The following is a 23,688-nucleotide window of genomic DNA, read 5'->3' on the forward strand; positions in this document are numbered from 1 at the left end:
GACCGCCTCAGCCCTGTTCCCGGTTGTTGAGTTTTTCGAGGTAAAGCAGGATACCGCTATGGTCGATATCGGCTCCACCATCGCTGACGAAATCATCGAACTCCCGCGTTACCTGCTGGGTCAAAGGCAACGTCAGGGACAAATCCTTCGCCGTCGCCAGCACCCCGTTCAGATCCTTGAGCTGGAACTTGGAGGGTCCGCCTGGCGCGAAATTGCGCTTCACCATGCGTTCGCCGTGCAATTCCAATATCCGGCTTTCGGCAAAACCGCCACGTATGGCGTTACGGAACCCTTCGCGGGATGCCCCGCCCGCTTCCACAAGCATCATCGCCTCGGCAACCGCGCCGATGGTGATGGCGACGATCTGCTGGTTTGCGAGTTTGCAAAGCTGGCCCGCACCGGAGGGGCCGACATAGGTGAGCCTGCCCATCGGCGCGAAGAAATCCGTAAGACCAGAGATCAGCGCCTCATCGCCACCGGCCATGATCGCGAGCGTACCCGCCGTTGCGCCCGGCACACCGCCGGAGACCGGCGCATCGACATGATGAATGCCCATTGCCCGTAGCCGGGAGGAGTGTTCGCGCGCAATAGGCGGCGCAATGGAGCTGCTGTCGATGACAACAGCGCCTTTTTCCAGCGCGTCCGCCACACCCGCCTCGAACAGCACCTCGCCCACGGCTTTACCGTCGCTCAGCATGGTGATGACGATATCGGCACCCCTGGCGGCTTCGGCCGGCGATGCCGCGAGAACCGCGCCATCGGCAACCAGCGCCTCAGCCTTTTCGACGCTGCGGTTCCACACCGCAACCGAAAAGCCAGCGCCCAGCAGACGCCGGGCCATCGGCCCGCCCATCAGGCCTGTGCCGATAAAGGCAACCGACCGCTTCTTCTCCTCCCCGCCGACACTCATTTCAGTGAACCTCCCAGTTCGTCCTCGATATGAACCTGAATGATCTCTTCGAAGGAGCTTTCAGCCGTAAAGCCAAGTTCACGGGCGCGCTTTGCTTCGAAACCGGGCGCCCAGCCTTCGCACATGCGCATGATCATCTCATTCGGCTCGCGGCGAATGAGGGCAACGGCCTTTTCGCCCGCAACCTTGCGCAGCGCTTCAATCTGTTCGCCAACGGTGGCGCTGAGGCCGGGCATCGACAGGTTGCGGCGGGCACCGACCTTTTCCACGTCGATCGTTGCGCCATGAAGAAGGAAACCAACAGCGGAACGCGGCGAAGCGTGCCAATGGCGAATGCTTTCCGGCACCGGCAGAACCGCTTCCTGGCCGACCAGCGGCTCGCGCAGGATGTTGGAGAAGAAGCCGGAAGCAGCCGCATTCGGCTTGCCGGGGCGAATGCAGATCGTCGGCAGGCGAATGCCGATACCGTCGAAGAAACCGCGACGGCTATAGTCAGAGAGCAGCAGCTCGCAGATCGCTTTCTGCGTGCCGTAGCTGGTCAGCGGCGTGGTGTGGAATTCGTCCGGGATCGGATAGGGGAGCGGCGCACCGAATACGGCGATCGACGAGGTGAAGACCACGCGCGGCTTGTAACCGTCCTTGCCGTGGGCAATGCGGATGGCGTCGAAGAGATAACGCGTGCCATCGAGATTGATACGGTAGCCCTTGTCGAAATCAAGTTCGGCTTCACCGGATACGATGGCAGCAAGATGAAAGATCACATCGGGGCGGGCTTCGACCAGCTTTTCGGCTTCGCCCGGCGCGGACAGATCGGCTGCGCGCGCATCAACCGCACCGGAGAAGCCGGCGGGCGCTTCAGGCTGAAACACGTCGATAAGCGTGAATCTGTCAATCGACTTGCCGCCAAGCGATCCATCCTTGACGAGACGCTGCGTCAGCTTACGGCCAACCATGCCTGCAGCACCGATGATTGCGATATGCATATCTTCCTCCTCTTTGGCCCGGTCATTCTCCCGAGACCGAAAAAACATCATCGGCTCGTGAACCGATAAATTAGCTTGTAAGGTTGTCTGATAACCTTATATGGTTTGATTGAAAATAGTATTTTTTCACAAACCGGCAAAAGCAAGGGCGAAAGACCTTTGCCCGGATATTTTAGGGCGGATTGGACGGAGAGGGTGGAATGACGATCGTGAGCGAACACGATATCGAGGAATTGCGGTTCTCGCTGAAGAACAGGCTGGGCGAGGCATTGCTGCTGACATCGCAGGAAGACATGCTGCGCTATTGCCGCGACTGGCATGGCGACGTCACCAGTTCGGCGGTAGCCGTCATCCGCCCCCGTTCGACCAAGGAAGTCTCCGATACGGTTCGCGCCTGCGCCGAACTCGGTCTCGCCATCATCCCTCAGGGCGGCAATACCGGGCTGGTGCTCGGCGGCATTCCCGATGAGCCAAAGCGTCAGGTCGTGCTGAGCCTCGAGCGCATGAACGCCATCCGCACCATAGACAGCGACGATTTTTCGGCTGTCGTTGAAGCCGGCTGCATTCTGTCGGAATTCAAGGATGCGGTTCAGGACAAGGGAATGTTCTTTCCGCTGTCGCTCGGCGCGCAGGGCAGCTGCCGCATCGGCGGCAACGTCTCCACCAATGCTGGCGGCATCAACGTTCTGCGTTACGGCATGACCCGCGAACTGGTGCTGGGTCTCGAAGTGGTATTGCCTGATGGCACCATCTGGAATGGCCTGTCGACGCTGCGTAAGGACAATCGTGGCATTGACCTGAAGCAGCTTTTCATCGGCGCGGAAGGAACACTCGGCATCATCACGGCCGTGTCCGTAAAGCTCTACCCCAATCCAGAACATGTCGAGACGGCACTGCTCGGCCTCAATTCGCTGGATGACGCCATCAAGCTTTATCGTCGCGCCCGCCGCGAATGCTGCGACCTGATGTCCGCCTTCGAATTCATGCCGCCCGTCGCCTTCACGCTCGCAATCGAAGCAATCCCTGACCTTAAAATGCCGATCGCCGGAGATTATCCGGCCTATGTGCTGATGGAAATTTCCGGCTCGGGGCTAGTAGACACTGCCGACCTGATGGGACGGTTCCTCGAGGGCGTCATGGAAGACGGTCTGGTGCTGGACGGCGTCATCGCCTCCTCGCGAGCACAGGCGCAATCGCTGTGGCTTTTCCGCGAGGGCATGAACGAGGGTCAGGCGCTACGCGGCAGCCATATGCGCACCGATATTTCCGTGCCGCTGTCAAAACTTGCGGCGTTCGTGGCCGAAGCAGAGGCTGAACTGGCGGAAAAACTGCCGGAATGCCTGGCGGTTTCCTATGGCCATGTCGGAGACGGCAACGTCCATCTCAACGTGCTGCCGCCAAACGGAGCAACGCCGCAGGAGCGCGAAGCCTTCATCTACAAATCGAAAACCCTCGTCAACGAAGTCCTTGACCGTTACGTCGGCAGCATCAGCGCCGAGCACGGCATCGGCCGCCTGAAACGCTCCGATTTCGAAAGCCGGCTATCTGATGTGCAGCGCCGGATGATCACGGGTTTGAAAAATGCCTTTGACCCCGATTTGCGTATGAATCCCGGTTGCCAGATAACCCTGCAACCGGATAGCTAATCGAGAAACAGCAAAGGCGGCGGAATACGCCGCCTCTGAAAACCCCGCTGACGGCGAAGGAGGAAGTCGCCTGCTGCGGGAAAAAACGGACCAATCGTTTCTGTGGAACGGGAGCAATCATGACGCTGGAGTTCAGTCAGATACATCGCAACGATCATCTGCCCGGCCGGATCGCCGCGGAGATCGCCCGCGAAATCAATGATTCGAAACTCGGGCCGGGCGACAGGCTGCCGACGGAACATGTTCTGGCGAAAACCTTCGGCGTCAGCCGCTCGGTCATCCGTGAAGCGATCGCGCAATTGCGCAACGAAGGTTTTGTCGAAACACGGCAAGGCGTGGGCGCTTTCGTCACCGATCCCCGGCAGAGACTGTCCATTCGCATCGAGCGGTCCCGTCTGAACGATCCGGAAAATTTCCGCGATCTCTTCCAGCTTCGCATGCCGATGGAAATCGAGGCGGCGGGTCTGGCGGCACTCCACCGCAACCCGCAGCAGCTGGCGCGGCTGGCGGCGGCACTGGAAAAGATGCGAACGACCGACGACTGGTCGACGGAGGGCGTTGCGGCCGATCTCGACTTTCACCGTATTCTGGCGGAAGCGACGCAGAACGAATATTTCCTGATGTTTCTCGGCTTTATCGCAGAACGCATCAGCTCGGCTATCAACATCGCCTTCTCCCGTGCTATTTTCGGGGAAATCCTCGAGGTGACGATCGCCGAACATGTGGCAATCTTCGAAGCCGTCGAACGCGCCGATGCGACTGCGGCCAAGGATGCGATGCGCAAACATCTGCTCGGGGCAGCAAGCCGGGTCAATCTGGAACTGGATATCTTCTGAGCCACAAACAGAAGCTTAAACGGCAAAGCTATAGGACAGGTTTCGCTGCTTTCCGGCAATCCAGAGGCGAAAGACGATAATTTTGTCTGCGGTGCCGCTAGACTCGCTGTAAAAGTCATACTAAGAAGAATGAGATTAGGTTGTCAGACATCCAGACAATATGACCGCAGGAGGCGGCTGTCGGAGGGCTGAAGGGGAGGATATATATGACCGGCTCAAGGTCCATCGACGCTACCGCTATTTTGCCTGAAGACTTTGAAAACGCCCTGCTCGTCGGCCGCGTATGGTCGAAAAGCGAAGGCGGCCCCTGCCCCGTTCTGCTCAAAGGCGGCGTGCTTTACGACCTCACCTCTCTTTCGCCGACCATGTCGGAACTTCTGGAAAAGACGGATCTGGTGGAGCTGCTTGCAGACACCGGCACATTCGTAGCGCTTGGCGCGCTCGAGGTCTTTCTGGATGGCTCCGCTGGTGAACTTCTCGCCCCCAACGATATTCAGGCCGTCAAGGCTGCAGGCGTGACCTTCGCCGACAGCATGCTGGAACGCGTGATCGAGGAGCAGGCCAAGGGCGATCCACTTCGCGCGCAGGAAATACGCGGACGGCTGGCGCCGGTTCTCGGCGACAATCTCAAGGGACTTGAGGCCGGTTCGGAAAAAGCAGCCGAAGTGAAGAAACTGCTGCAGGAAATGGGCCTGTGGTCGCAATATCTGGAAGTTGGCATCGGTCCGGATGCGGAGATATTCTCCAAGGCGCAGGCCATGGCCTCCGTCGGCTGCGGCGCGCTGATCGGCGTTCACCCGAAATCGCAGTGGAACAACCCGGAGCCGGAAGTGGTGCTGGCCATTGCCTCCGACGGCCGTATCGTTGGCGCGACGCTTGGCAACGACGTCAACCTGCGTGACTTCGAGGGCCGCTCCGCCCTCCTGCTCAGCAAGGCAAAAGACAACAACGCATCCTGCGCAATCGGCCCCTTCATCCGCCTGTTTGATGGACGCTTTACCATCGAAGACGTGAAGAAGGCGCAGATATCGCTTCTGGTCGAAGGCGAGGACGGCTTCACCATGACCGGTGCAAGCGCAATGCAGGCGATCAGCCGCACGCCGGAAAACCTCGCTTCCCAGCTCTTGAACCGCAACCATCAGTATCCTGACGGCGCCGTCTTTTTCCTTGGTACGATGTTCGCGCCGGTAAAGGACCGCCATGGCCCGGGTCTCGGCTTCACCCACTCCAAGGGCGACCGTGTCGAAATCTCCACGCCCAAGCTCGGCAAGCTGATCAACTGGGTCACGACGACAGACGAATGCCCGGAATGGACATTCGGCACCGCGGCCCTCATGCGCAACCTGGCGAAACGCGGGCTGCTCTAGGCAATCCAGCAAAACTGCATCGCGGTTTTGCGCCCAGAATTGCGAAAACCCATAGGTGGAGCATTGAGGGCGATGCTTCGTCGAAAATGCTCCAGATATTTCTTCGGGAGGGGAAAATGCAAAAGACCATCAATCTCTTTTACCGGATTCTCGAAATCATTCTCGTCCTGCTGCTCGCCGGCATGTCGATCATGGTCTTCGTCAACGTTGTCATGCGTTACACCATGAATTCCGGCATCAATATCTCGGAAGAATTGTCGCGATACTTCTTCGTATGGCTGACCTTCATCGGCGCCGTACTGACCTTCCGTGAAAACAGCCATATGGGCATCGAAACTCTCGTGATGTTCCTGTCGCGCCGCGCCCGTGTCGTGTGCATGGTCTTGTCGAACATTATCATTCTGGGCTGTTCCGCCATCTTCTTCTGGGGAACATGGAAGCAGTCTGCCATCAACGCCAGCATGCATGCGCCTGTCACCAAGCTGTCGATGATCTGGGTCTACGGCATCGGCATGTTCACCGGCGGTCTGATGTTCATCATCGCTCTGGAACGCCTCTACCGTTATGTGACGGGCCGCGTGACAGAGGATGAAATCGCCCAGTTCGCCGGCGAGAACCTCACGATCGAACAGCTTTCGGAGCGCTGATACCATGACACTTTTCGTTTTTGTCGGCTCTCTTCTCGGAGCCATGGCGATTGGCGTTCCCGTCGCTTTCTCGCTGATGTTCTGTGGCGTCGTGCTCATGTGGTACATGGGCATGTTCAACACCGCGATCATCGCCCAGAACATGATTTCGGGCGCGGACACCTTCACGCTGCTCGCCATCCCCTTCTTCATTCTGGCTGGCGAACTGATGAACTCCGGTGGTCTTTCCCGCCGCATCATCGACTTTGCGATTGCGCTTGTGGGCCATATCAGGGGCGGTCTCGGCATCGTGGCGATTGTCGCGGCCATCATCATGGCCAGCATCTCCGGTTCGGCCGCTGCCGACACCGCAGCCCTTGCCGCAATCCTCATCCCGATGATGGCGAAAGCCGGTTACAACATTCCGCGCTCCGGCGGCCTCATCGCTGCAGGCGGCATCATTGCCCCGGTCATTCCGCCCTCCATGGCCTTCATCGTCTTCGGCGTCGCCGCCAACGTTTCGATCACCCAGCTTTTCCTTGCTGGTATCGTACCCGGCATTCTGATGGGCATTTCGCTGATCATCGCCTGGCTGATCGTGGTCCGAAAGGATAACATCAAGCCCCTGCCCAAGACCTCGGGCAAGGAACGTCTGGTTGCCACGGTCCGCGCCGGCTGGGCGCTTGGCATGCCGGTCATCATTCTGGGCGGCATCAAGGCAGGCATCATGACGCCGACGGAAGCCGCCGTTGTCGCTGCCGGCTACGCTCTTTTCGTCGGCATGGTGATCTACCGCGAACTGAAGCCGGCGGATCTGTTCCACGTTCTTCTGCGCGCTGCCAAGAGCACTTCGATCATCATGTTCCTTGTCTGCGCAGCCCTCGTCTCCGCATGGCTCATCACGGCTGCGAACATTCCAAACGAAGTCGCCGGTTATATCGAACCGCTGATCGATCGTCCGATGCTTCTGATGGTTGCCATGATGGTGCTGGTCTTCATCGTAGGAACCGCGCTCGACCTGACACCGACCATCCTGATCCTGACGCCCGTTCTGATGCCCATCGTCAAGCAGGCAGGCATCGACCCGGTCTATTTCGGCGTCCTCTTCATCATCAACAATGCCATCGGTCTGATTACCCCGCCGGTCGGTGTCGTGCTGAACGTCGTCTCAGGCGTCGGACGCATCCCGCTCGGCAAGGTCACGATCGGTGTATGGCCTTTCCTCGTTGCAGAAACCATCGTTCTGGCGTTGCTCGTGATTTTCCCGGACATCGTGATGGTTCCGCTGCAGTACCTTCGTTAATCGCCACTTCTCAACCAAAATCCAAGGGAGGATATTATGAGAAAGCTTCTTCTGACCACCACGGCCATCGCTTTCGCGGTGGGCGCCGCAGCCCCGGCAATGGCTGAATTCAACAGCCGCAACATCCGCGTTTCGAACGGCATCAACCAGGACCACCCGGTCGGCAACGGCATCAAGGCCATGCAGGCCTGCCTCGACGACAAGTCGGGCGGCAAGCTGAAGCTGACGGCATTCTGGGGCGGCGCTCTCGGCGGCGACCTTCAGGCGACGCAGGCCCTACGCTCCGGCGTTCAGGAAGCGGTTGTTACGTCCTCGTCACCGCTCGTCGGCCTGATCCCGTCGCTCGGCGTCTTCGACCTGCCGTTCCTGTTTTCCAACGCCAAGGAAGCCGATGCCGTGATGGATGGCGCCTTCGGCGACATGATGAACAAGAAGCTGGAAGAACAGGGCCTCGTAAACCTGGCCTACTGGGAAAACGGTTTCCGCAACCTCTCGAACTCCAAGCACGCCGTGAACAAGTGGGAAGACTTTTCCGGCCTGAAGGTTCGCGTGATGCAGAACAACATCTTCCTCGACACCTTCCAGAACCTCGGCGCCAATGCAACGCCGATGGCTTTCGGTGAAGTGTTCTCGGCACTTGAAACCAACGCGATCGACGCACAGGAAAACCCCTATGTGACGATCGACACCTCCAAGTTCTACGAGGTGCAGAAGTACATCACCGAGACGAACCACGCCTACACGCCGTTCCTCTTCCTCTTCTCCAAGCCGATCTTCGACAGCTACACGCCCGAAGAACAGACGGCCCTGCGCGAATGCGCAGTCGTCGGCCGTGACGAAGAGCGCAAGGTCATCCGCGAACTGAACCAGAAGTCGCTGGAAAAGATCAAGGCTGCAGGACTTGAAGTGAACTCGCTGTCTGCGGAAGAGCAGGCACGTATCCGCGAAAAGTCGATGGTCGTCTACGAAAAGCACAAGGCTGAAATCGGTGCCGACGTCGTTGACGCCGTTCTGGCGGACCTGAAGAAGATCCGCGGCCAGTAATCCTGTCTGGATAAAATTAAAACACCCGGAGGTCAGCCTCCGGGTGTTTTTGTTTATGTGAATACAGAAAAGAAAAAGGCTGCCAAAGCAGCCTCTTCCAGAAAATCAGGACGCCGTGCGGTTTTGCCGGTTGGCGATGAGATCTTCGACCACCGCGGGATCTGCAAGCGTCGATGTATCCCCAAGCGCGCCGAAATCATCCTCCGCGATCTTGCGCAGAATACGCCGCATGATCTTACCCGAACGGGTCTTCGGCAGGCCTGGCGCGAACTGGATCTTGTCTGGCGTCGCAACCGGCCCGATCTCGTTGCGGACGTGCTTTACCAGCTCCTCGCGCAGCGCATAGTCGCCGCTCTGGCCTGCCATCAACGTGACATAACAATAAATGCCCTGCCCCTTGATGGCATGCGGGTAACCCACGACCGCCGCTTCCGAAACCTGATGATGCGAAACAAGTGCCGACTCGACTTCGGCGGTGCCGAGGCGGTGGCCGGAGACGTTAAGCACGTCATCGACGCGGCCAGTGATCCAGTAATAACCGTCCTCATCGCGCCGGCAGCCGTCACCGGTGAAGTACTTGCCCTTATAGGTCGAGAAGTAGGTGTCGACGAAGCGCTGGTGATCCCCGTAAACAGATCGCGACTGGCCCGGCCAGCTATCAATGATGCAGAGATTGCCGTCGGCCGGCCCCTCCAGCACGTTGCCTTCGGCATCGACCAGCTGCGGCTGCACGCCGAAGAACGGCCTCGTCGCCGAACCCGGCTTCAGGTCCGTCGCACCCGGCAGCGGCGAGATGAGAATGCCGCCCGTTTCCGTCTGCCACCAGGTATCGACGATGGGGCTCTTGTCCTCGCCGACCACATGGTAATACCACTCCCACGCTTCGGGATTGATCGGCTCGCCCACCGTGCCGAGAAGCCGCAGGCTTTCGCGCGACGAACGCGTGACGAACTGGTCGCCCGCCCCCATCAGGGATCGGAGCGCCGTCGGTGCGGTGTAGAAGATGTTGACCTTGTGCTTGTCGATGACTTCCCAGAACCGTCCCTGATCCGGGAAGTTGGGAACGCCTTCGAACATCAGCGTCGTCGCACAGTTCGCCAGCGGCCCGTAGACGATGTAGGAATGGCCGGTGACCCAGCCGACATCGGCGGTACACCAGAAGACCTCCCCGTCCTTGTAGTCGAAGACGTATTCATGCGTCATCGACGTATAGACGAGATAGCCGCCCGTGGTGTGCAGCACGCCCTTCGGCTTGCCGGTGGAGCCTGACGTGTAGAGGATGAACAGCGGATCTTCCGCCCTCATCTTCACCGGCGGGCAATCCGGTTTCACCGTGGCGATTTCCTGATGGTACCAGATGTCGCGGCCGGGCGCCCAGCCGGTCTTGCCGCCGGTGCGGCGCACGACCAGAACCTTGTTGACGATGACATATTGCTTGGCGGCAATATCGATCGCCTTGTCGGTATTTTCCTTGAGCGGGATCGGCTTGCCGCCACGCACGCCTTCATCGCAGGTGATGACGAAGGTGGACTGGCAATCGACGATGCGGCCGGCCAGCGCTTCCGGCGAGAAGCCGCCGAACACGACCGAATGAATGGCGCCGATGCGGGCGCAGGCGAGCATGGCATAGGCCGCCTCGGGTATCATCGGCATATAGATGGTGACCCGGTCGCCCTTCTTGACACCATGCTTCTTCAGCACGTTCGCCAGGCGGCAGACATAGTCATAGAGCTGATTGTAGGTGATCTTCTTGTCGATATAGGGATTGTCACCTTCCCAGATGATCGCCGTGCGTTCGCCATGCGTCTTCAGGTGCCGGTCGATGCAGTTGTAGGAGACGTTCGTCAGGCCGTCCTCGAACCACTTGATCGGCACTCTTCCCTTGAAGGACGTGTTCTTGACCTTGGTATAGGGCTTGAACCAGTCGATCCGCCGGCCGTGCTTGTCCCAGAACTTCTCGGGATCCTCGACGCTCTCCTGATACCATTTCTGGTAACGCTCATTGTCGATGAGCGTGCGGGCTTTCGCCGATTTGAGCACGGGGTAGATTTTGGCAGACATGAACTCCTCCTGGAACCAGATATGGCTTGATATGCGCGACCTTGAGACTCCCACCTCAGGCATGTGTTGAATTCATAGCAGTTCAAATGCACACGGCAATTAGACAAAGGCATTTGTTTCGCAAAGAATTGCAATTATGATGCAATCCGGTTATAGAGCGCCAATATCCCGGAAATCAGTGGTTGATACCACGCCCGCGACCCCGGCGCGGACGGACAGAAGGACTGTATCTATGGCTCAACAATTGCTCATGCCAAAAGCTACGGCTGTATGGCTGGTAGACAACACCGCGCTGTCGTTCGATCAGATCGCCACGTTCTGCAAACTGCATCCGCTCGAAGTCAAGGCAATCGCCGACGGTGAAGCCGCGCAGGGCATCAAGGGTCTCGACCCGATCGCGACCGGACAGCTTTCCCGCGACGAGATCGCCCGCGCTGAAGGCAACCCGAACCACAAGCTCAAGCTTTCCGAGCCAAAGGTTCGTGTGCCGGAATCCAAGCGCCGTGGCCCGCGCTACACGCCGGTTTCCAAGCGTCAGGATCGTCCGAACGCCATTCTCTGGCTGGTCCGCAATCATCCTGAGCTGAAGGACGCGCAGATTTCGCGTCTTGTTGGCACCACCAAATCCACCATCGAGCAGATCCGCGACCGTACCCACTGGAACTCGGCAAACCTCACCCCGATGGACCCGGTAACGCTTGGTCTCTGCAGCCAGATCGATCTCGATCTTGAAGTTGAACGCGCATCGCGCGGCCGCCCGCTGCCGACAGCAGAAGAGCTTGGCAACACGCTGCAGCCGGCAACGGCGACTGAAGGTCTGGATTACAACTTCCAGCGCGACGAAGAAGAAAAGCAGATCGACGCGGACGCCGTCTTCAAGAAGCTCAGCTCGTTGAAATCGGCTCCGAAGGACGAAGACGAGGACGATCACTACTGATCGAAAGTCTTTCCGTTTATGAAAACCCGGCCGTCGTGCCGGGTTTTTTTGTTTTCAGAGCTTCAGGGCATTTCCAGTAAACCGGCTATGCGCTTTTACCGGAAATGCTCTAGCGGGCACCGAAGATTGCCGAGCCGACACGCACGCTGGTGGCGCCGAATTCTATCGCCGTCTCGAAGTCCCCCGACATGCCCATAGAGAGCTTCTCGAGGCCGCATTGTCTGGCAAGCTTCGCCAGAAGCGCAAAATGCGGACCAGGATTTTCATCCGCAGGCGGAATGCACATCAGGCCCTCGACCGACAATTTTAGCTCGTCCCGGCAAAAAGCCACGAAGGCGACCGTCTCGCGTGGATCGATGCCGGCCTTCTGCGGCTCCAGCCCGGTATTGACCTGCACATAAAAACGAAGGCTGCGGCCCTGTTTGACGCATTCCTCGGAAAGCGCACGGGCGATCTTTTCCCGATCAACGCTCTGTACGACGTCGAACAGCGCAACGGCATCCGCCGCCTTGTTGGATTGCAGCGGCCCGATCAGGTGCAGCTCTATACCCGATGTCTTTTCTTTAAGCGCAGGCCACTTGCCCTGCGCTTCCTGTACGCGGTTCTCGCCGAACACGCGCTGGCCGCTGTCGATGACCGGCTGGATCTCTTGCGCATCGAACGTCTTCGAGACGGCGACGAGAGAAACATCCGTCGCCTTGCGGCCGGACTTTTCCGCTGTCTCCGCTATGCGTTGCCTGACATCCTCAAGACGTGCTTCGATTTCCATCACAGGACCTCTATTTGAAACATTCTGAACGCTAACTAGACGCCGATTGCCTTGATGCCAAGCGGGTTTAGCACCATTTGAGGCACGCTGGCCAAGATTGAACGCCCGGAGGCCCCGCCAAACTTGACGCCCCGGTCGTTTCATGGTGAAGGTCAGCGCAAATTTTTCCCCTCGATACCCGGAATTCTAAACAATGGCCATCGAACGTTACAATCCTCGCGACGCCGAGCCGCGCTGGCAGCAGAAATGGAACGAAGACAAGGTTTTCGTGACCGACAACAGCGATCCGCGCGAGAAGTATTACGTTCTAGAGATGTTTCCCTACCCGTCGGGACGCATTCACATGGGCCACGTCCGCAACTACGCGATGGGCGATGTCGTTGCGCGCTACAAGCGCGCGCGCGGCTTCAACGTTCTGCACCCCATGGGCTGGGACGCCTTCGGCATGCCTGCCGAAAACGCGGCTATGCAGAACAAGGTTCACCCGAAGGACTGGACCTATCAGAACATCGCCACCATGCGTGGCCAGCTGAAATCCATGGGCCTGTCGCTGGACTGGACCCGCGAATTTGCGACTTGCGATGTGGAATATTACCACCGCCAGCAGGCGCTGTTCGTCGATTTCATGGAAAAGGGTCTGGTCTACCGCAAGCAGTCCAAGGTGAACTGGGATCCGGTCGACCATACCGTTCTGGCCAATGAGCAGGTCATAGACGGCCGCGGCTGGCGCTCCGGCGCGCTGGTCGAACAGCGCGAATTGACGCAGTGGTTCTTCCGAATCACCGATTTCAGCCAGGATCTGCTGGACGAGCTGGACACGCTGGATCAGTGGCCGGAAAAAGTGCGCCTGATGCAGAAGAACTGGATCGGCCGCTCCGAAGGCCTGTCGCTGCGCTGGCAGACCGTTGCTGGCACAGTGCCGGAAGGCTTTGGCGACATAACCGTTTATACCACGCGTCCCGACACCCTGTTCGGCGCATCCTTCCTGGCAATCGCCGCCGACCATCCGCTGGCAAGAGAGCTGTCGGAGAAGAACCCTGATATTGCCGAGTTCTGCGACGAGTGCCGCCGCCATGGCACGTCTCTCGCAGCGCTGGAAACAGCGGAAAAGAAGGGTATCGATACCGGCGTCAAGGTCGTGCATCCGCTGGACCCGACGTGGGAACTGCCGGTCTATGTCGCCAACTTCGTGCTGATGGACTACGGCACCGGCGCGATATTCGGCTGCCCTTCGGGTGACCAGCGCGATCTGGATTTCGCCCGTAAATACGATTTGCCGGTGGTGGCCGTCGTTGCGCCGGAAGGCCCCGACGCCGCCAGCTTCACCATTGAAGACGTCGCCTTCACCGATGATGGCGTGATGATCAACTCCGGCTTCCTGAACGGCATGAACACGACTGACGCCTTTGAGGCGGTCGTGCAGAAGCTCTCTGCCCAGACGCTGGGCAACACGCCGCAGGCCGAGCGCAAGGTCAATTTCCGCCTGCGCGACTGGGGCATTTCCCGCCAGCGTTACTGGGGTTGCCCGATACCCGTCATCCATTGCGAAGTCTGCGGCGTAGTTCCGGTTCCGAAGAAGGACCTGCCGGTCAAGCTGCCCGACGACGTGACCTTCGACGTGCCCGGCAACCCACTGGATCGCCACCCCACATGGCGTCACGTTGCCTGCCCGCAATGCGGCCATGACGCACGCCGTGAAACCGACACGATGGACACATTCGTCGATTCCAGCTGGTACTACACGCGCTTCACCGCGCCTTGGGAAGATGAGCCGACGGATCCGAAGGTCGCAAACCACTGGCTGCCGGTGGACCAGTATATCGGCGGCATCGAGCATGCTATTCTGCACTTGCTCTATTCGCGCTTCTTCACCCGCGCCATGCGCGAGACCGGCCATGTCGGCGTCAAGGAGCCCTTCAAGGGCCTGTTCACGCAGGGCATGGTTGTGCACGAGACCTACAGCCACGGTGAAGGCCTGACCCGTGAATGGGTAGCGCCCGCCGACCTGCGCATCGAAGAGACTGACGGTGCCCGCCGGGCATTCCTCTTGTCCTCCGGTGCGGAAGTTAAGATCGGCTCGATCGAGAAGATGTCGAAGTCGAAGAAGAACGTGGTCGACCCGGATGATATCATCGCATCCTATGGTGCGGATACCGCTCGCTTCTTCGTCCTGTCGGATTCCCCGCCCGACCGCGACGTCATCTGGTCCGAAGCCGGTGTGGAAGGCTCAAACCGCTTCGTACAGCGCGTCTGGCGTATCATCGGCGAAGTCGCGACCGAACTGAAGAGCGTCACGCCGAAGCCCGCGAGCGAGGGCGAGGGCCTGGCAGTATCCAAGGCGGCCCACAAGACGCTGAAGGCCGTTCAGGAGGATCTGGACAAGCTTGCCTTCAACAAGGCGATCGCCCGCATCTACGAACTGGTCAACGCGCTCGCAGCTCCGCTGGCGGATGTCGCGGCTGGTGGCAAGCCTGATGACGTCAAGGCGGCGGCGCGTGATGCCGTCGAAATCCTCATTCGCATCATTGCCCCCATGACGCCGCATCTGGCCGAAGAATGCTGGTCGGCGCTGGGCAACGAAGGTCTCGTCGCCCAGACGCCGTGGCCAACTTTTGTACCCTCGCTGGTCGAGGAAAACGATGTGGTCATGCCTGTTCAGGTCAACGGCAAGAAGCGCGGCGAATTGACAATCGCGCGCGATGCGGATCAAGATGCGGTCCGAGCGGCTGCCCTTGCGCTGGATGCCGTCAAATCCATTCTTGCCGGTGGCGAGCCCAAAAAAGTCATCGTGGTTCCGCAGAGGATTGTGAACATTGTTGTCTGACGTTTTTTCGAGATGGAGCCGCGTTGCGGCAGCAGTTTCCGTCGTGATGATGGCCGGTCTTCTGGCAGGCTGCCAGGTCCGCCCGCTTTACGGCGAGGCTTCCGGAACCAAGGAGAGACTGGCGGCTGTCAGCATCTCGAATGCCGGCGACCGCATAACGCAGGAAGTGCGCAATCAGCTGATCTTCCTGGTGTCCGGCGGTGCGGGTGAACCGGCTACGGCTCAGTACAACGTCAAGTTATCCGTAAGCTCGAGCGCCACGTCCACGGAAGTCGAGAACTACGATCTGACGACCCGTACCAACAGCAATTATAACGGCCCTTACCCAGGCCGTGTTGTGATGAACGGTAATTACGTCCTGACGCGTATTTCCGACGGCCAGATCCTGCGCTCCGCGCGGCGTAGCGTAACGGCGCAGGTGGATCTGCCACAGCAGGAATTCGCCAAGATCAGGGCGATCCGCGACGCAGAAAACCGTGCGGCCCGGGAACTGGCTGAAATCATCCGTACCGATATCGCTGCCACCCTTGGCCGCTGAGAGCGGCGGCCGTGGCAGAGATAAAATCGCATGAATTTGAGCGCTTCGCCGAAAATCCGGCGGAGCGCTTTCGCGTTTTCGTGCTCTACGGCCCGGATCGCGGCCTCGTGTCGGAGCGGGCCAACCTCATCGCCAAAAAGACCGGCATTGACCCGGATGACGCCTTTGCATCGTTGAAGCTGAGCGCATCCGACCTGCAGGGCGATCCCGGCCGCCTTCTCGACGAAGTGAACGCCATCGGCCTTTTCGGCGGCGAAAAACTCGTCTGGATCAAAAGTGCCTCGGCTGAAAAGGCGCTGGTGGATGCTCTCCAGATTCTGGCTGAGACGCCGCCCGAAGCCAGCTTCCTCATCATCGAGGCCGGCGACATTAAAAAAGGCACGGGCCTGCGCAAGATCGCAGAACCCGCTCGCTCTATCGCAGCAATCCCGTGTTATGCGGATGACGCCCGTTCGTTGAATGCGTTGATCGATCAGGAACTGTCTGCCGACAATCTGCGCATTGCCCCTGCCGCACGGCAGAGGCTGATCGAGCAGTTGGGCGGCGACCGGATTGCCTCGCGCAACGAGATCCGCAAGCTTGCGCTCTATTGCCGTGGCGCAGAGGTGATCGAGGAAGATGATGTGCTGGCAATCATCGGCGATGCCAGCACGGTTTCGGCTGACGACGCCGTCGATGCCATCCTGAAGGGCGACAGAAACGCCTTTTTCCACGCGACCCAGAAGATCGTCTCGTCGAAGACGCCGATCTTTCTCGTGCTTCAGGGATGCCTCAAGCAATTTCAGTTGCTGGATCAGATGCGCGCCGAAATGGATGAGAAAAAGCAGCAGGCCGGGCAGGTCATGCAAACGCTTGGACGCCACATCCATTTTCGCAGGAAACCGGTTATCGAAAGGGCGTTGCGAACCTGGCAGCCAGCGGCGATCGCCCGTGAGATGAACCGCCTGCAAGCGGCCATATTGCAAAGCCGCCAGCGCCAAAGCCTGGAAGACAGCGTGGCGCTTTTGACCCTGCTATCGACCACATTGCAATCAGGCCGCGGCGGATAACTCGCTGAAGATCGGCAAAAAGCCCTCACGCTGACGCTGCGAGGGCTTTTAAAATCATGATACCAAGGACACCAGTCGTTGAGAACTCAGTCGCCCTTACCCGGCTCGGCAGAGAAATAAAGCTCGAGCTTGCCTGTCACGCCATCCATTTCCTTGGCTTCCGGCAAGGGGTCGCGCTTGATGGTGATATTCGGCCAGATCGCCGCATATTCCGTATTCAGCTTCAGCCACTTGTCGAGACCCGGCTCAGTGTCAGGCTTGATCGCTTCGGCAGGACATTCCGGTTCGCACACACCACAATCGATGCATTCGTCAGGATTGATAGCGAGGAAATTTTCACCCTCGTAAAAGCAGTCGACAGGGCAGACTTCAACGCAATCGGTGTATTTGCAGCGGATGCAATTGTCGGTCACGACATATGTCATGATGAACTCCAGAATATGCAGGCCGGGTCTGTGGGCTTCGGAACACAAGCCGTCGCCCGGAATTCAGACAGCGCAATTTTGCAAGTGAGGTAATGCCTTTGCCTTCAGATAGCAAGGATAAACAATTCTGAAAAACCGCTAAGACTTGAAGGTTTATTCTATTCTTTGTTTCCGTCGCTGTCCGACAGGAACCTGTCGAGCGCCCTGCGCTCTTTTTTGGTGGGGCGACCGCTTCCCGGCTGACGTATCGCCTGCTCCAGCGGGCTCAGCCTGTCGGAAGGCTCGCGCGGCGGCGTCAGATCGTCGTAGAGAAGTTTGGCCTCTTCATAGGGCCCGCGCCGCTCGCCCCCGGATTTGACGACAAGCACCTTGTCCATGCGCTCGAAACCGATATCGAGCCTGTCACCAGCCTTTACCAGATAGCTGGGCTGGCGAATGGAGACACCGTTGACCTTGACCTTGCCCGACTGAATGTAGCTCTGGGCAAGTGAACGGGATTTGGCCATGCGGGCAAAGAACAGCCACTTGTCCAGACGCTGGCGCGTGCTTTCGAGTGGCTGTTCGTTGCTCCCCATAGCTTACTTCTTCAGCTGCTCCTTGAGAGCAGCAAGCTTGGCGAAGGGCGAATCCGGATCGATCGGCTTTTCCTTACGCGGCGGCTTGGCTTCGAAACGCTGCTGACCCTGCGGTTTCCCGCCACGGTCATTGCGGTCCGGCCTGTCCTTGCGCTCCCCGCGATCCTGACGATCATTATTGCGGTTGTTGCCACGGTCGGGACGTCCGCCATCACGCTTGCGCTCGCCGTCACCGCCACGATTGGCAGCCTCGCGATTTGCTCCGTCACGATTATCGCGACGGCCTTCGCCACGACGTTCACCCTGTTCGCGTGGCGCCTGATCGCGACCCTCGCCACGGCCTTGACCGCGATTGCCGGGACGACGGTTTTCACCACGCTGGTTTTCGTTGCGACCACCCGGACGCCAAAGAAGAACAGGCTTCGGCTCGGCAGCCTCGGCGCTTTCCGTCGGCGCAGCCTCGCTAACAGCAGCCTCTTGGCCCACAGCTTCCGCAACCGGCGCTTCTTCAGCAGCTTCGACAGTCGTCGTCTCGGGAACCTGCTCTTCCGAAGCCGGTTCCTCGTGTTCGGTCTCTGCGCTCTCGTCTTCCGTCACCGCTTCAGAAGCGGCCGGAGCGGCAGCACCGGTCTGGTTGGCGAGGAAGGCCTGCGCCTCTTCCGCCGTTACCTGATCGGCACGATAACCGAGACCCTTGAGGATTTCTTCCATGTCGTCGAGCGTTGCGCCGAGAATGGAAAGCATTGCGGTCGTCGTCGTGAAACGGCGGCCGTCATAAGCGCCTTCCGGACGCGGCTGCTGACCGGGCTTCCACTGCAACAGCGGACGGATGAGATCGGCCAGACGCTCGAGAATGTCGATACGCACGGCGCGCTTTCCGAGGAAACGGAAACCGGCGAGCTTGTAGAACATCCGCTCGAAGGTCGGGTCCGTCACGACAGAGGTGCGACCGGCGGCCAGCACCGGAATGAGATCGCCGTAACCCGGCTTGCCGAGACCATCGTTCTTCAGCGCCCAGAGCAGCGTGACAAGCTCCGCCGGAGCGGGCTTGAGAAGCGCGGGCAGGAAGACGTGATAGGCGCCGAAACGCACGCCGTAGCGGCGCATGGAGGCACGCGCATCCTGATCCAGCGACTTCACGTCTTCGGTGACGTCACGGCGGAACAGGACACCGAGATTTTCGACCAGCTGGAACGCCAGCCCCTTCGCCAGACCCTGAAGGTCTTCGGCGCGCGAAATATCGTCCAGCGGCTTCAGCACGGTCGCAATCTGATGATTGACGAAACGTTCGACGCGCGCCAGCGCATGATCGCGGGCATTGCCGCTCAACTGCTCGTCGGCAAAGAGGATCACGCGCGGCTTCATGATATTGTCGCCTGCCGAAAGGCGGGCCACCGGTTCGCCCAACCAGCGAACCAGACCATCGGAGCTCAAAGCGAGATCACCGTTTCCGCTGGCGTGCAGACGCGCGGCACGCGCCTCGTATTCGAGCGCGAGCGCCTTCTGCGCAGCAGCCTGCACGGCCTTCTGATCCGGCCCTTCCATTCCCGGCACCGGCGTGAACCGGAACCCGGCCAACTGGCCGACGTGATGTCCTTCTACGAAGACATCACCATTTACACTGATTTCAGCTTCAAGCATCGCATTCTCTCTCAGGCGCCTCATGAGCACAGATGTCCTGCGATCAACAAAGCGTTTCGTCAACCTTTCATGTAGAGCATCGGACAATCGATCTTCGATTTCCCGCGTCTTTTCTTGCCAGTGTGTCGGATCGGCAAGCCATCCTGGGCGGTTCGATACATAAGTCCATGTTCTGATCTGCGCAATCCTTGCAGACAAGGTATCGATCTCTCCATCGGTACGATCGGCGCGGCGCACCTGTTCGCCCATGAAATCTTCATTCACCGTGCCACGTTTTACCAGATCGAAATAGAGCGTTGAGATCAGATCAGCATGTTGAGCGGGCGCAATACGGCGATAATCCGGAAGCGCGCAGGCCTCCCAGAGTTTTTCCACCCGCGCCTCCGTCGTCGCCACGTCGATGATTTCAGGGTAGCGCGACAGATATTCGAGCGCCTGCTGGTCGATCGCCGGCAAGGCCCGTGACAGTCCCTGGATCGCCGGGGCGGCTTCGAGGCTCAGACGCAGATTGGTGATGGAGGAAAAATCGAAATTTTTCGTCCGCCATTGCAGCACCTTCACCGAGTCGAACTGATGGGTTTCGATACGCTCCACCAACTCGTCGTCAAATGGATCGACGCGCCCCGTCACGCCAAAGGTGCCATCGCGAAGATGGCGGCCGGCGCGGCCGGCGATCTGGCCGATCTCGCCCGGATTGAGATTGCGGAACTGATAGCCGTCGAACTTGCGGTCCTGCGCAAAGGCGACATGATCGACATCGAGGTTGAGACCCATGCCGATGGCATCAGTCGCCACGAGATATTCGACGTCGCCGGACTGGTAGAGCCCCACCTGGGCGTTGCGCGTACGCGGCGAAAGCGCGCCCATCACAACGGCTGCGCCACCACGCTGGCGACGCACCAGCTCGGCAATGGCATAGACCTCTTCCGCCGAAAAGGCGACGATTGCCGTGCGTTGCGGCAGGCGGGTTATCTTCTTCTGGCCCGCATAAAAAAGCTGCGACAGGCGCGGACGTTCGACCACGGTAATTCCCGGCAGCAGCTTTTCGAGGATCGGGCGCATCGTGCCCGCACCCAGAAGCAGCGTTTCCTCCCGCCCGCGCAGATGCAGCACGCGGTCGGTAAAGATATGCCCGCGCTCCAGATCACCGGCCAGCTGCACTTCATCGATGGCGACGAATGCGGCCGTTGTCTCGCGCGGCATGGCTTCCACCGTGCAGACGGAATATTTGGCTTTAGGAGGGGCGATCTTTTCTTCGCCGGTTATCAGCGCCACATTCGGCGCGCCCACCTTTTCGACAAGACGGGTATAGACCTCACGCGCCAGAAGGCGCAGCGGAAGGCCGATGACACCGTTGCCATGTGCCACCATGCGCTCGATGGCGTAATGGGTCTTGCCGGTATTGGTGGGGCCGAGAACGGCCGTGACACCGCGGCCGCTCAGGATCATGGGGCGAAAATTCAACGTACTATCCGTGAATCGACTTCATCTGCTTGCTGTACCGCCCGCCATTCACTGATACGGGCCGCACACGCAACACACATGGCAACGCCCGCCGACAAAGGCAATAGGCCTTGTCCGCAAAGTGGTAACAGGTCCTTCCCCGCCGGAATTTTCCTTTTTGATTCAGATACTTGAAATATTAAAAAGAATCCGGCGAAACCGGAATTGATTCGGATACGGAACAGTCTGCGAACGAATCGAATACGAATCGCTGACTCCAATGGATTCAGCTTTTGTTCTCCGCAACATCTGGTTGGCAGATGCCTGCCCTATACCAGATTGTGAATCCGGGTAAGTCCTTGTCCGGATTCAGCTTTGCGGCACCGGCTTCCGGCGGAAAACACCGGAATCGACTGTCAAGCGGCAATCGCTGGAAAGCCGCTCCGGCACAGGCAGGAACGGCAGTATCAGAGCGCCTCGCCGGCAAGCAGGCGCGGCGCGCCCGCATCTGTCGTGCCGGCAGCCTGACCGATGAAATAGGATTTCAGACCCGGCAAACGATCGACCACACCCAGACCGAAATCACGCATGACGCGAATGGGACCGACATCATTGGAGAAAAGCCGGTTCAGCACATCCGTCGTCACGCCCATCCGCAACGTGTCGAAACGCCGCCAGGACTGGTAACGGTCGAGAACGTTGAGAGAGCCGATATCAATGCCGAGACGGTCGGCCTCGACCACGGTTTCGGCCAGTGCCGCAACATCCTTGAAGCCGAGATTGAGGCCCTGACCGGAAATCGGGTGAATTCCATGCGCCGCATCGCCGGCAAGTGCAAAACGTGGCGCGACGAAGGAACGCGCCAACGTCAAGCCCAGTGGAAAGGCGCGACGGGGACCGACGGGACAGACCGGACCGAGCTTGTGGCCGAACCGGCGTTCAAGTTCCTCCTCGAACACCAGATCGTCGGCAGCAACCAGCCTGTCGGCATCGGCCGTACGTTCGGTCCAGACAAGCGAGGAGCGGTTCCCTTTCAAGGGAAGCACGGCGAAAGGCCCCGACGGCAGAAAATGTTCCTCCGCGCAGCCCTCATGCGGCCGCTCGTGTTCAACGGTGGTGACGATCCCGGACTGATCGTAATTCCAGTGCACGGTTTTTATTCCTGCCATATCCCGCAAAGCCGAGCGGACCCCATCGCAGGCTATGAGCAGTCGCGCCTCAAGCGACGAGCCGTCGGAAAGTGAAATAGCCGTCGATTGCGGGCCGGCGGAAAAGCCGGAAACACTGAGACCATGGCGGATTTCGACGCCGAGGCGCTCACACAGGCCTCGCAGCGCACCCACCATCGCGACATTCGGGACCATATGAGCGAAGGGCCTGCCCTCCTCCACCGCGCCGTCAAATGTCAAAAACACCGGGCGAACCGGATCGGCGGTCTTCGAATCGGTGACGATCATCTTGTGGATCGGCTGGGCCTCCGGCTCGATCTCGTTCCATATGCCGAAAACGTCGAGCATACGCGTGGCCGCCGCGATAATGGCGGAGGCGCGGACGTCCTTCTTCCAGACATCCTCGGGAGCGGCTTCAACCACCTGCACATTAAGATGTCCGGCTGCCTGCTTAATTGCGACAGCAACGGAAAGGCCGACATAACCGCCGCCTGCCACCACCACGTCCAGCATCGCGCTTCTCCTCAAATCTTGTGCACGCATCATCGGCGCACTATAGACCATGTGACGTCTTCCTACAGCCGGAGCAGGCCGAAAAAATGTCGCATCCCTCGCAAACGTCAGATCCGATGGCCAATCTGATCTCCACACTCGATCTCGAGAAGCTGGAAGAAAACCTGTTTCGGGGTGAAAGCCCGCAAATCGGCTGGCAGCGCGTTTTCGGCGGCCAGGTCATCGCGCAGGCATTGATCGCAGCTCAACGAACCGTGGATGACGACCGTTTCGTTCATTCACTGCATTCCTATTTCATGCGCCCCGGCGACCCGCTGGTGCCCATCCTCTACCAGGTGGAACGCATTCGCGACGGTGCAAGCTTCTGCACCCGGCGCGTGGTCGCCATCCAGCATGGCAAGGCGATCTTCTCCATGTCGGCGTCGTTCCAGATCGTCGAGGACGGCTTCGATCATCAGATAAGAATGCCGGATGTGACGCCGCCCGAAAGGCTGATGAGTGAAGATGAGATGCAGGCGGCCTTCCTCGCCAACGCACCCGCTTCGATCCGAAAATACTGGAGCAACAAGCGCCCGATAGAGATCCGGCCGGTTTCGCTGACCCACTATATTTCGAAGGAAAAGCTGGAACCGCAGCAGGATATCTGGGTTCGCGCTGTCGGCGATGTGCCGGACGATCCACGTTTCCAGTCAGCCATTCTCGCTTATCTCTCGGATATGACGTTGCTCGACACGTCGCTCTATGCCCACGGAACGACGATCTTTGATCCGGCCATTCAGGTGGCGAGCCTCGATCACGCCATGTGGTTCCACCGTCCCTGCCGGCTGGACGACTGGCTGCTCTACACGCAGGACAGCCCCAGCGCCTCGGGAGCACGCGGTTTGACCCGTGGCAATATTTTCACCAGACAGGGTGAACTGATCGCCTCCGTCGCACAGGAAGGTTTGATCCGCAAAAGGGCAAATGCTTAAATAATGCGCTTTTTTAAAAAATCGCACATTTAATAGACGAAAATTGCGCCACCCAATG

19 protein-coding genes are annotated in these 23,688 nt (G+C 59.2%); 11 read left to right on the top strand and 8 right to left on the bottom strand.

Annotated features, from left to right (window positions below; genetic code table 11):
* Positions 1–7: 7 nt before the first annotated feature.
* A complete protein-coding gene (locus ACQZ45_RS16975) occupies positions 8–910 on the bottom strand; it encodes an NAD(P)-dependent oxidoreductase (RefSeq protein ID WP_025594627.1) in 903 nt (300 codons plus the stop codon).
* Positions 907–1,893 (bottom strand): D-erythronate dehydrogenase, encoded by a 987-nt coding sequence (gene denD, locus ACQZ45_RS16980; RefSeq protein ID WP_113291838.1) that lies wholly within the window; start codon positions 1,891–1,893, stop codon positions 907–909. The genes ACQZ45_RS16975 and denD overlap by 4 nt, the downstream gene beginning before the upstream one ends.
* Before the next feature lie 200 nt (positions 1,894–2,093).
* On the opposite strand from denD, the gene ACQZ45_RS16985 reads away from it, so the two are divergent.
* The 6 genes from ACQZ45_RS16985 (at position 2,094) to ACQZ45_RS17010 (ending at position 8,715) form a co-directional block, all read left to right on the top strand.
* Entirely contained in the window at positions 2,094–3,539 is a 1,446-nt protein-coding gene (locus ACQZ45_RS16985; protein ID WP_003516535.1) for an FAD-binding oxidoreductase, read from the top strand.
* A gap of 119 nt (positions 3,540–3,658) precedes the next feature.
* Positions 3,659–4,375 carry a FadR/GntR family transcriptional regulator gene (locus ACQZ45_RS16990; protein WP_003516533.1) on the top strand — a complete coding sequence of 239 codons (717 nt, stop codon included), beginning with the start codon at positions 3,659–3,661 and terminating at the stop codon, positions 4,373–4,375.
* A gap of 206 nt (positions 4,376–4,581) precedes the next feature.
* On the top strand, positions 4,582–5,742 hold the full coding sequence (locus ACQZ45_RS16995) for a fumarylacetoacetate hydrolase family protein (protein ID WP_448742384.1): 1,161 nt from the start codon (positions 4,582–4,584) through the stop codon (positions 5,740–5,742).
* Positions 5,743–5,858: 116 nt separating this feature from the next.
* Positions 5,859–6,389: a TRAP transporter small permease gene (locus ACQZ45_RS17000; RefSeq protein WP_003516529.1), complete on the top strand. Its 531-nt coding sequence runs from the start codon at positions 5,859–5,861 to the stop codon at positions 6,387–6,389.
* Positions 6,390–6,393: 4 nt separating this feature from the next.
* The gene (locus ACQZ45_RS17005) at positions 6,394–7,671 is read left to right on the top strand and encodes a TRAP transporter large permease (protein ID WP_003516526.1); all 1,278 of its coding nucleotides are present in this window, start codon (positions 6,394–6,396) and stop codon (positions 7,669–7,671) included.
* A gap of 36 nt (positions 7,672–7,707) precedes the next feature.
* Positions 7,708–8,715 carry a TRAP transporter substrate-binding protein gene (locus ACQZ45_RS17010; protein WP_003516523.1) on the top strand — a complete coding sequence of 336 codons (1,008 nt, stop codon included), beginning with the start codon at positions 7,708–7,710 and terminating at the stop codon, positions 8,713–8,715.
* Between the two features lie 105 nt (positions 8,716–8,820).
* On the opposite strand, the gene acs is transcribed toward ACQZ45_RS17010, so the two are convergent.
* The gene (gene acs, locus ACQZ45_RS17015) at positions 8,821–10,776 is read right to left on the bottom strand and encodes an acetate--CoA ligase (RefSeq protein ID WP_003516521.1); all 1,956 of its coding nucleotides are present in this window, start codon (positions 10,774–10,776) and stop codon (positions 8,821–8,823) included.
* A gap of 232 nt (positions 10,777–11,008) precedes the next feature.
* Here acs and ACQZ45_RS17020 point away from each other — a divergent pair, with 232 nt between their 5' ends.
* Complete coding sequence (locus tag ACQZ45_RS17020; RefSeq protein ID WP_003516519.1) at positions 11,009–11,713, top strand: DUF1013 domain-containing protein; 705 nt, start codon at positions 11,009–11,011, stop codon at positions 11,711–11,713.
* Positions 11,714–11,822: 109 nt separating this feature from the next.
* Here ACQZ45_RS17020 and ACQZ45_RS17025 read toward each other — a convergent pair whose 3' ends face one another.
* Positions 11,823–12,482: a YggS family pyridoxal phosphate-dependent enzyme gene (locus ACQZ45_RS17025; RefSeq protein ID WP_003516516.1), complete on the bottom strand. Its 660-nt coding sequence runs from the start codon at positions 12,480–12,482 to the stop codon at positions 11,823–11,825.
* Between the two features lie 193 nt (positions 12,483–12,675).
* On the opposite strand from ACQZ45_RS17025, the gene leuS reads away from it, so the two are divergent.
* From leuS to holA, 3 genes are read left to right on the top strand one after another with little or no spacing between them, the layout of a single operon-like run.
* Complete coding sequence (leuS, locus tag ACQZ45_RS17030) at positions 12,676–15,306, top strand: leucine--tRNA ligase (RefSeq protein ID WP_113291835.1); 2,631 nt, start codon at positions 12,676–12,678, stop codon at positions 15,304–15,306.
* Positions 15,307–15,352: 46 nt separating this feature from the next.
* Positions 15,353–15,844 (top strand): LPS assembly lipoprotein LptE, encoded by a 492-nt coding sequence (gene lptE / locus ACQZ45_RS17035; RefSeq protein ID WP_003516512.1) that lies wholly within the window; start codon positions 15,353–15,355, stop codon positions 15,842–15,844.
* A gap of 11 nt (positions 15,845–15,855) precedes the next feature.
* Complete coding sequence (gene holA, locus ACQZ45_RS17040; RefSeq protein ID WP_003516510.1) at positions 15,856–16,893, top strand: DNA polymerase III subunit delta; 1,038 nt, start codon at positions 15,856–15,858, stop codon at positions 16,891–16,893.
* A gap of 86 nt (positions 16,894–16,979) precedes the next feature.
* Here the strand turns inward: holA and fdxA are convergent, their stop codons facing one another.
* The 4 genes from fdxA to ACQZ45_RS17060 form a co-directional block, all read right to left on the bottom strand.
* The gene (fdxA, locus tag ACQZ45_RS17045; RefSeq protein ID WP_003516508.1) at positions 16,980–17,318 is read right to left on the bottom strand and encodes a ferredoxin FdxA; all 339 of its coding nucleotides are present in this window, start codon (positions 17,316–17,318) and stop codon (positions 16,980–16,982) included.
* A 158-nt stretch (positions 17,319–17,476) separates the two neighbouring features.
* Entirely contained in the window at positions 17,477–17,893 is a 417-nt protein-coding gene (locus ACQZ45_RS17050; protein ID WP_025594634.1) for an RNA-binding S4 domain-containing protein, read from the bottom strand.
* A 3-nt stretch (positions 17,894–17,896) separates the two neighbouring features.
* Positions 17,897–20,983 carry a helicase-related protein gene (locus ACQZ45_RS17055; protein ID WP_025594635.1) on the bottom strand — a complete coding sequence of 1,029 codons (3,087 nt, stop codon included), beginning with the start codon at positions 20,981–20,983 and terminating at the stop codon, positions 17,897–17,899.
* Between the two features lie 461 nt (positions 20,984–21,444).
* Entirely contained in the window at positions 21,445–22,797 is a 1,353-nt protein-coding gene (locus tag ACQZ45_RS17060) for a ubiquinone biosynthesis hydroxylase (RefSeq protein ID WP_410118127.1), read from the bottom strand.
* Here ACQZ45_RS17060 and tesB point away from each other — a divergent pair.
* A complete protein-coding gene (tesB, locus tag ACQZ45_RS17065; RefSeq protein WP_003516499.1) occupies positions 22,746–23,630 on the top strand; it encodes an acyl-CoA thioesterase II in 885 nt (294 codons plus the stop codon). The genes ACQZ45_RS17060 and tesB overlap by 52 nt on opposite strands.
* The last annotated feature ends 58 nt before the right edge of the window (positions 23,631–23,688 follow it).

This window comes from Agrobacterium sp. 16-2014-1-2a (assembly GCF_053522705.1).

Bases quoted from the DNA above. Each gene is read 5' to 3' on its own strand.
- ACQZ45_RS16995 (WP_448742384.1), top strand. From the start codon at position 4,582: ATGACCGGCTCAAGGTCCATCGACGCTACCGCTATTTTGCCTGAAGAC.
- tesB (WP_003516499.1), top strand. From the start codon at position 22,746: ATGTCGCATCCCTCGCAAACGTCAGATCCGATGGCCAATCTGATCTCC.
- ACQZ45_RS17005 (WP_003516526.1), top strand. From the start codon at position 6,394: ATGACACTTTTCGTTTTTGTCGGCTCTCTTCTCGGAGCCATGGCGATT.
- ACQZ45_RS17050 (WP_025594634.1), bottom strand. From the start codon at position 17,893: ATGGGGAGCAACGAACAGCCACTCGAAAGCACGCGCCAGCGTCTGGAC.
- acs (WP_003516521.1), bottom strand. From the start codon at position 10,776: ATGTCTGCCAAAATCTACCCCGTGCTCAAATCGGCGAAAGCCCGCACG.
- ACQZ45_RS17010 (WP_003516523.1), top strand. From the start codon at position 7,708: ATGAGAAAGCTTCTTCTGACCACCACGGCCATCGCTTTCGCGGTGGGC.
- ACQZ45_RS17025 (WP_003516516.1), bottom strand. From the start codon at position 12,482: ATGGAAATCGAAGCACGTCTTGAGGATGTCAGGCAACGCATAGCGGAG.
- denD (WP_113291838.1), bottom strand. From the start codon at position 1,893: ATGCATATCGCAATCATCGGTGCTGCAGGCATGGTTGGCCGTAAGCTG.
- ACQZ45_RS16985 (WP_003516535.1), top strand. From the start codon at position 2,094: ATGACGATCGTGAGCGAACACGATATCGAGGAATTGCGGTTCTCGCTG.
- ACQZ45_RS17055 (WP_025594635.1), bottom strand. From the start codon at position 20,983: ATGATCCTGAGCGGCCGCGGTGTCACGGCCGTTCTCGGCCCCACCAAT.
- ACQZ45_RS17020 (WP_003516519.1), top strand. From the start codon at position 11,009: ATGGCTCAACAATTGCTCATGCCAAAAGCTACGGCTGTATGGCTGGTA.
- ACQZ45_RS16975 (WP_025594627.1), bottom strand. From the start codon at position 910: ATGAGTGTCGGCGGGGAGGAGAAGAAGCGGTCGGTTGCCTTTATCGGC.
- leuS (WP_113291835.1), top strand. From the start codon at position 12,676: ATGGCCATCGAACGTTACAATCCTCGCGACGCCGAGCCGCGCTGGCAG.
- lptE (WP_003516512.1), top strand. From the start codon at position 15,353: ATGATGGCCGGTCTTCTGGCAGGCTGCCAGGTCCGCCCGCTTTACGGC.
- ACQZ45_RS17000 (WP_003516529.1), top strand. From the start codon at position 5,859: ATGCAAAAGACCATCAATCTCTTTTACCGGATTCTCGAAATCATTCTC.
- fdxA (WP_003516508.1), bottom strand. From the start codon at position 17,318: ATGACATATGTCGTGACCGACAATTGCATCCGCTGCAAATACACCGAT.
- ACQZ45_RS16990 (WP_003516533.1), top strand. From the start codon at position 3,659: ATGACGCTGGAGTTCAGTCAGATACATCGCAACGATCATCTGCCCGGC.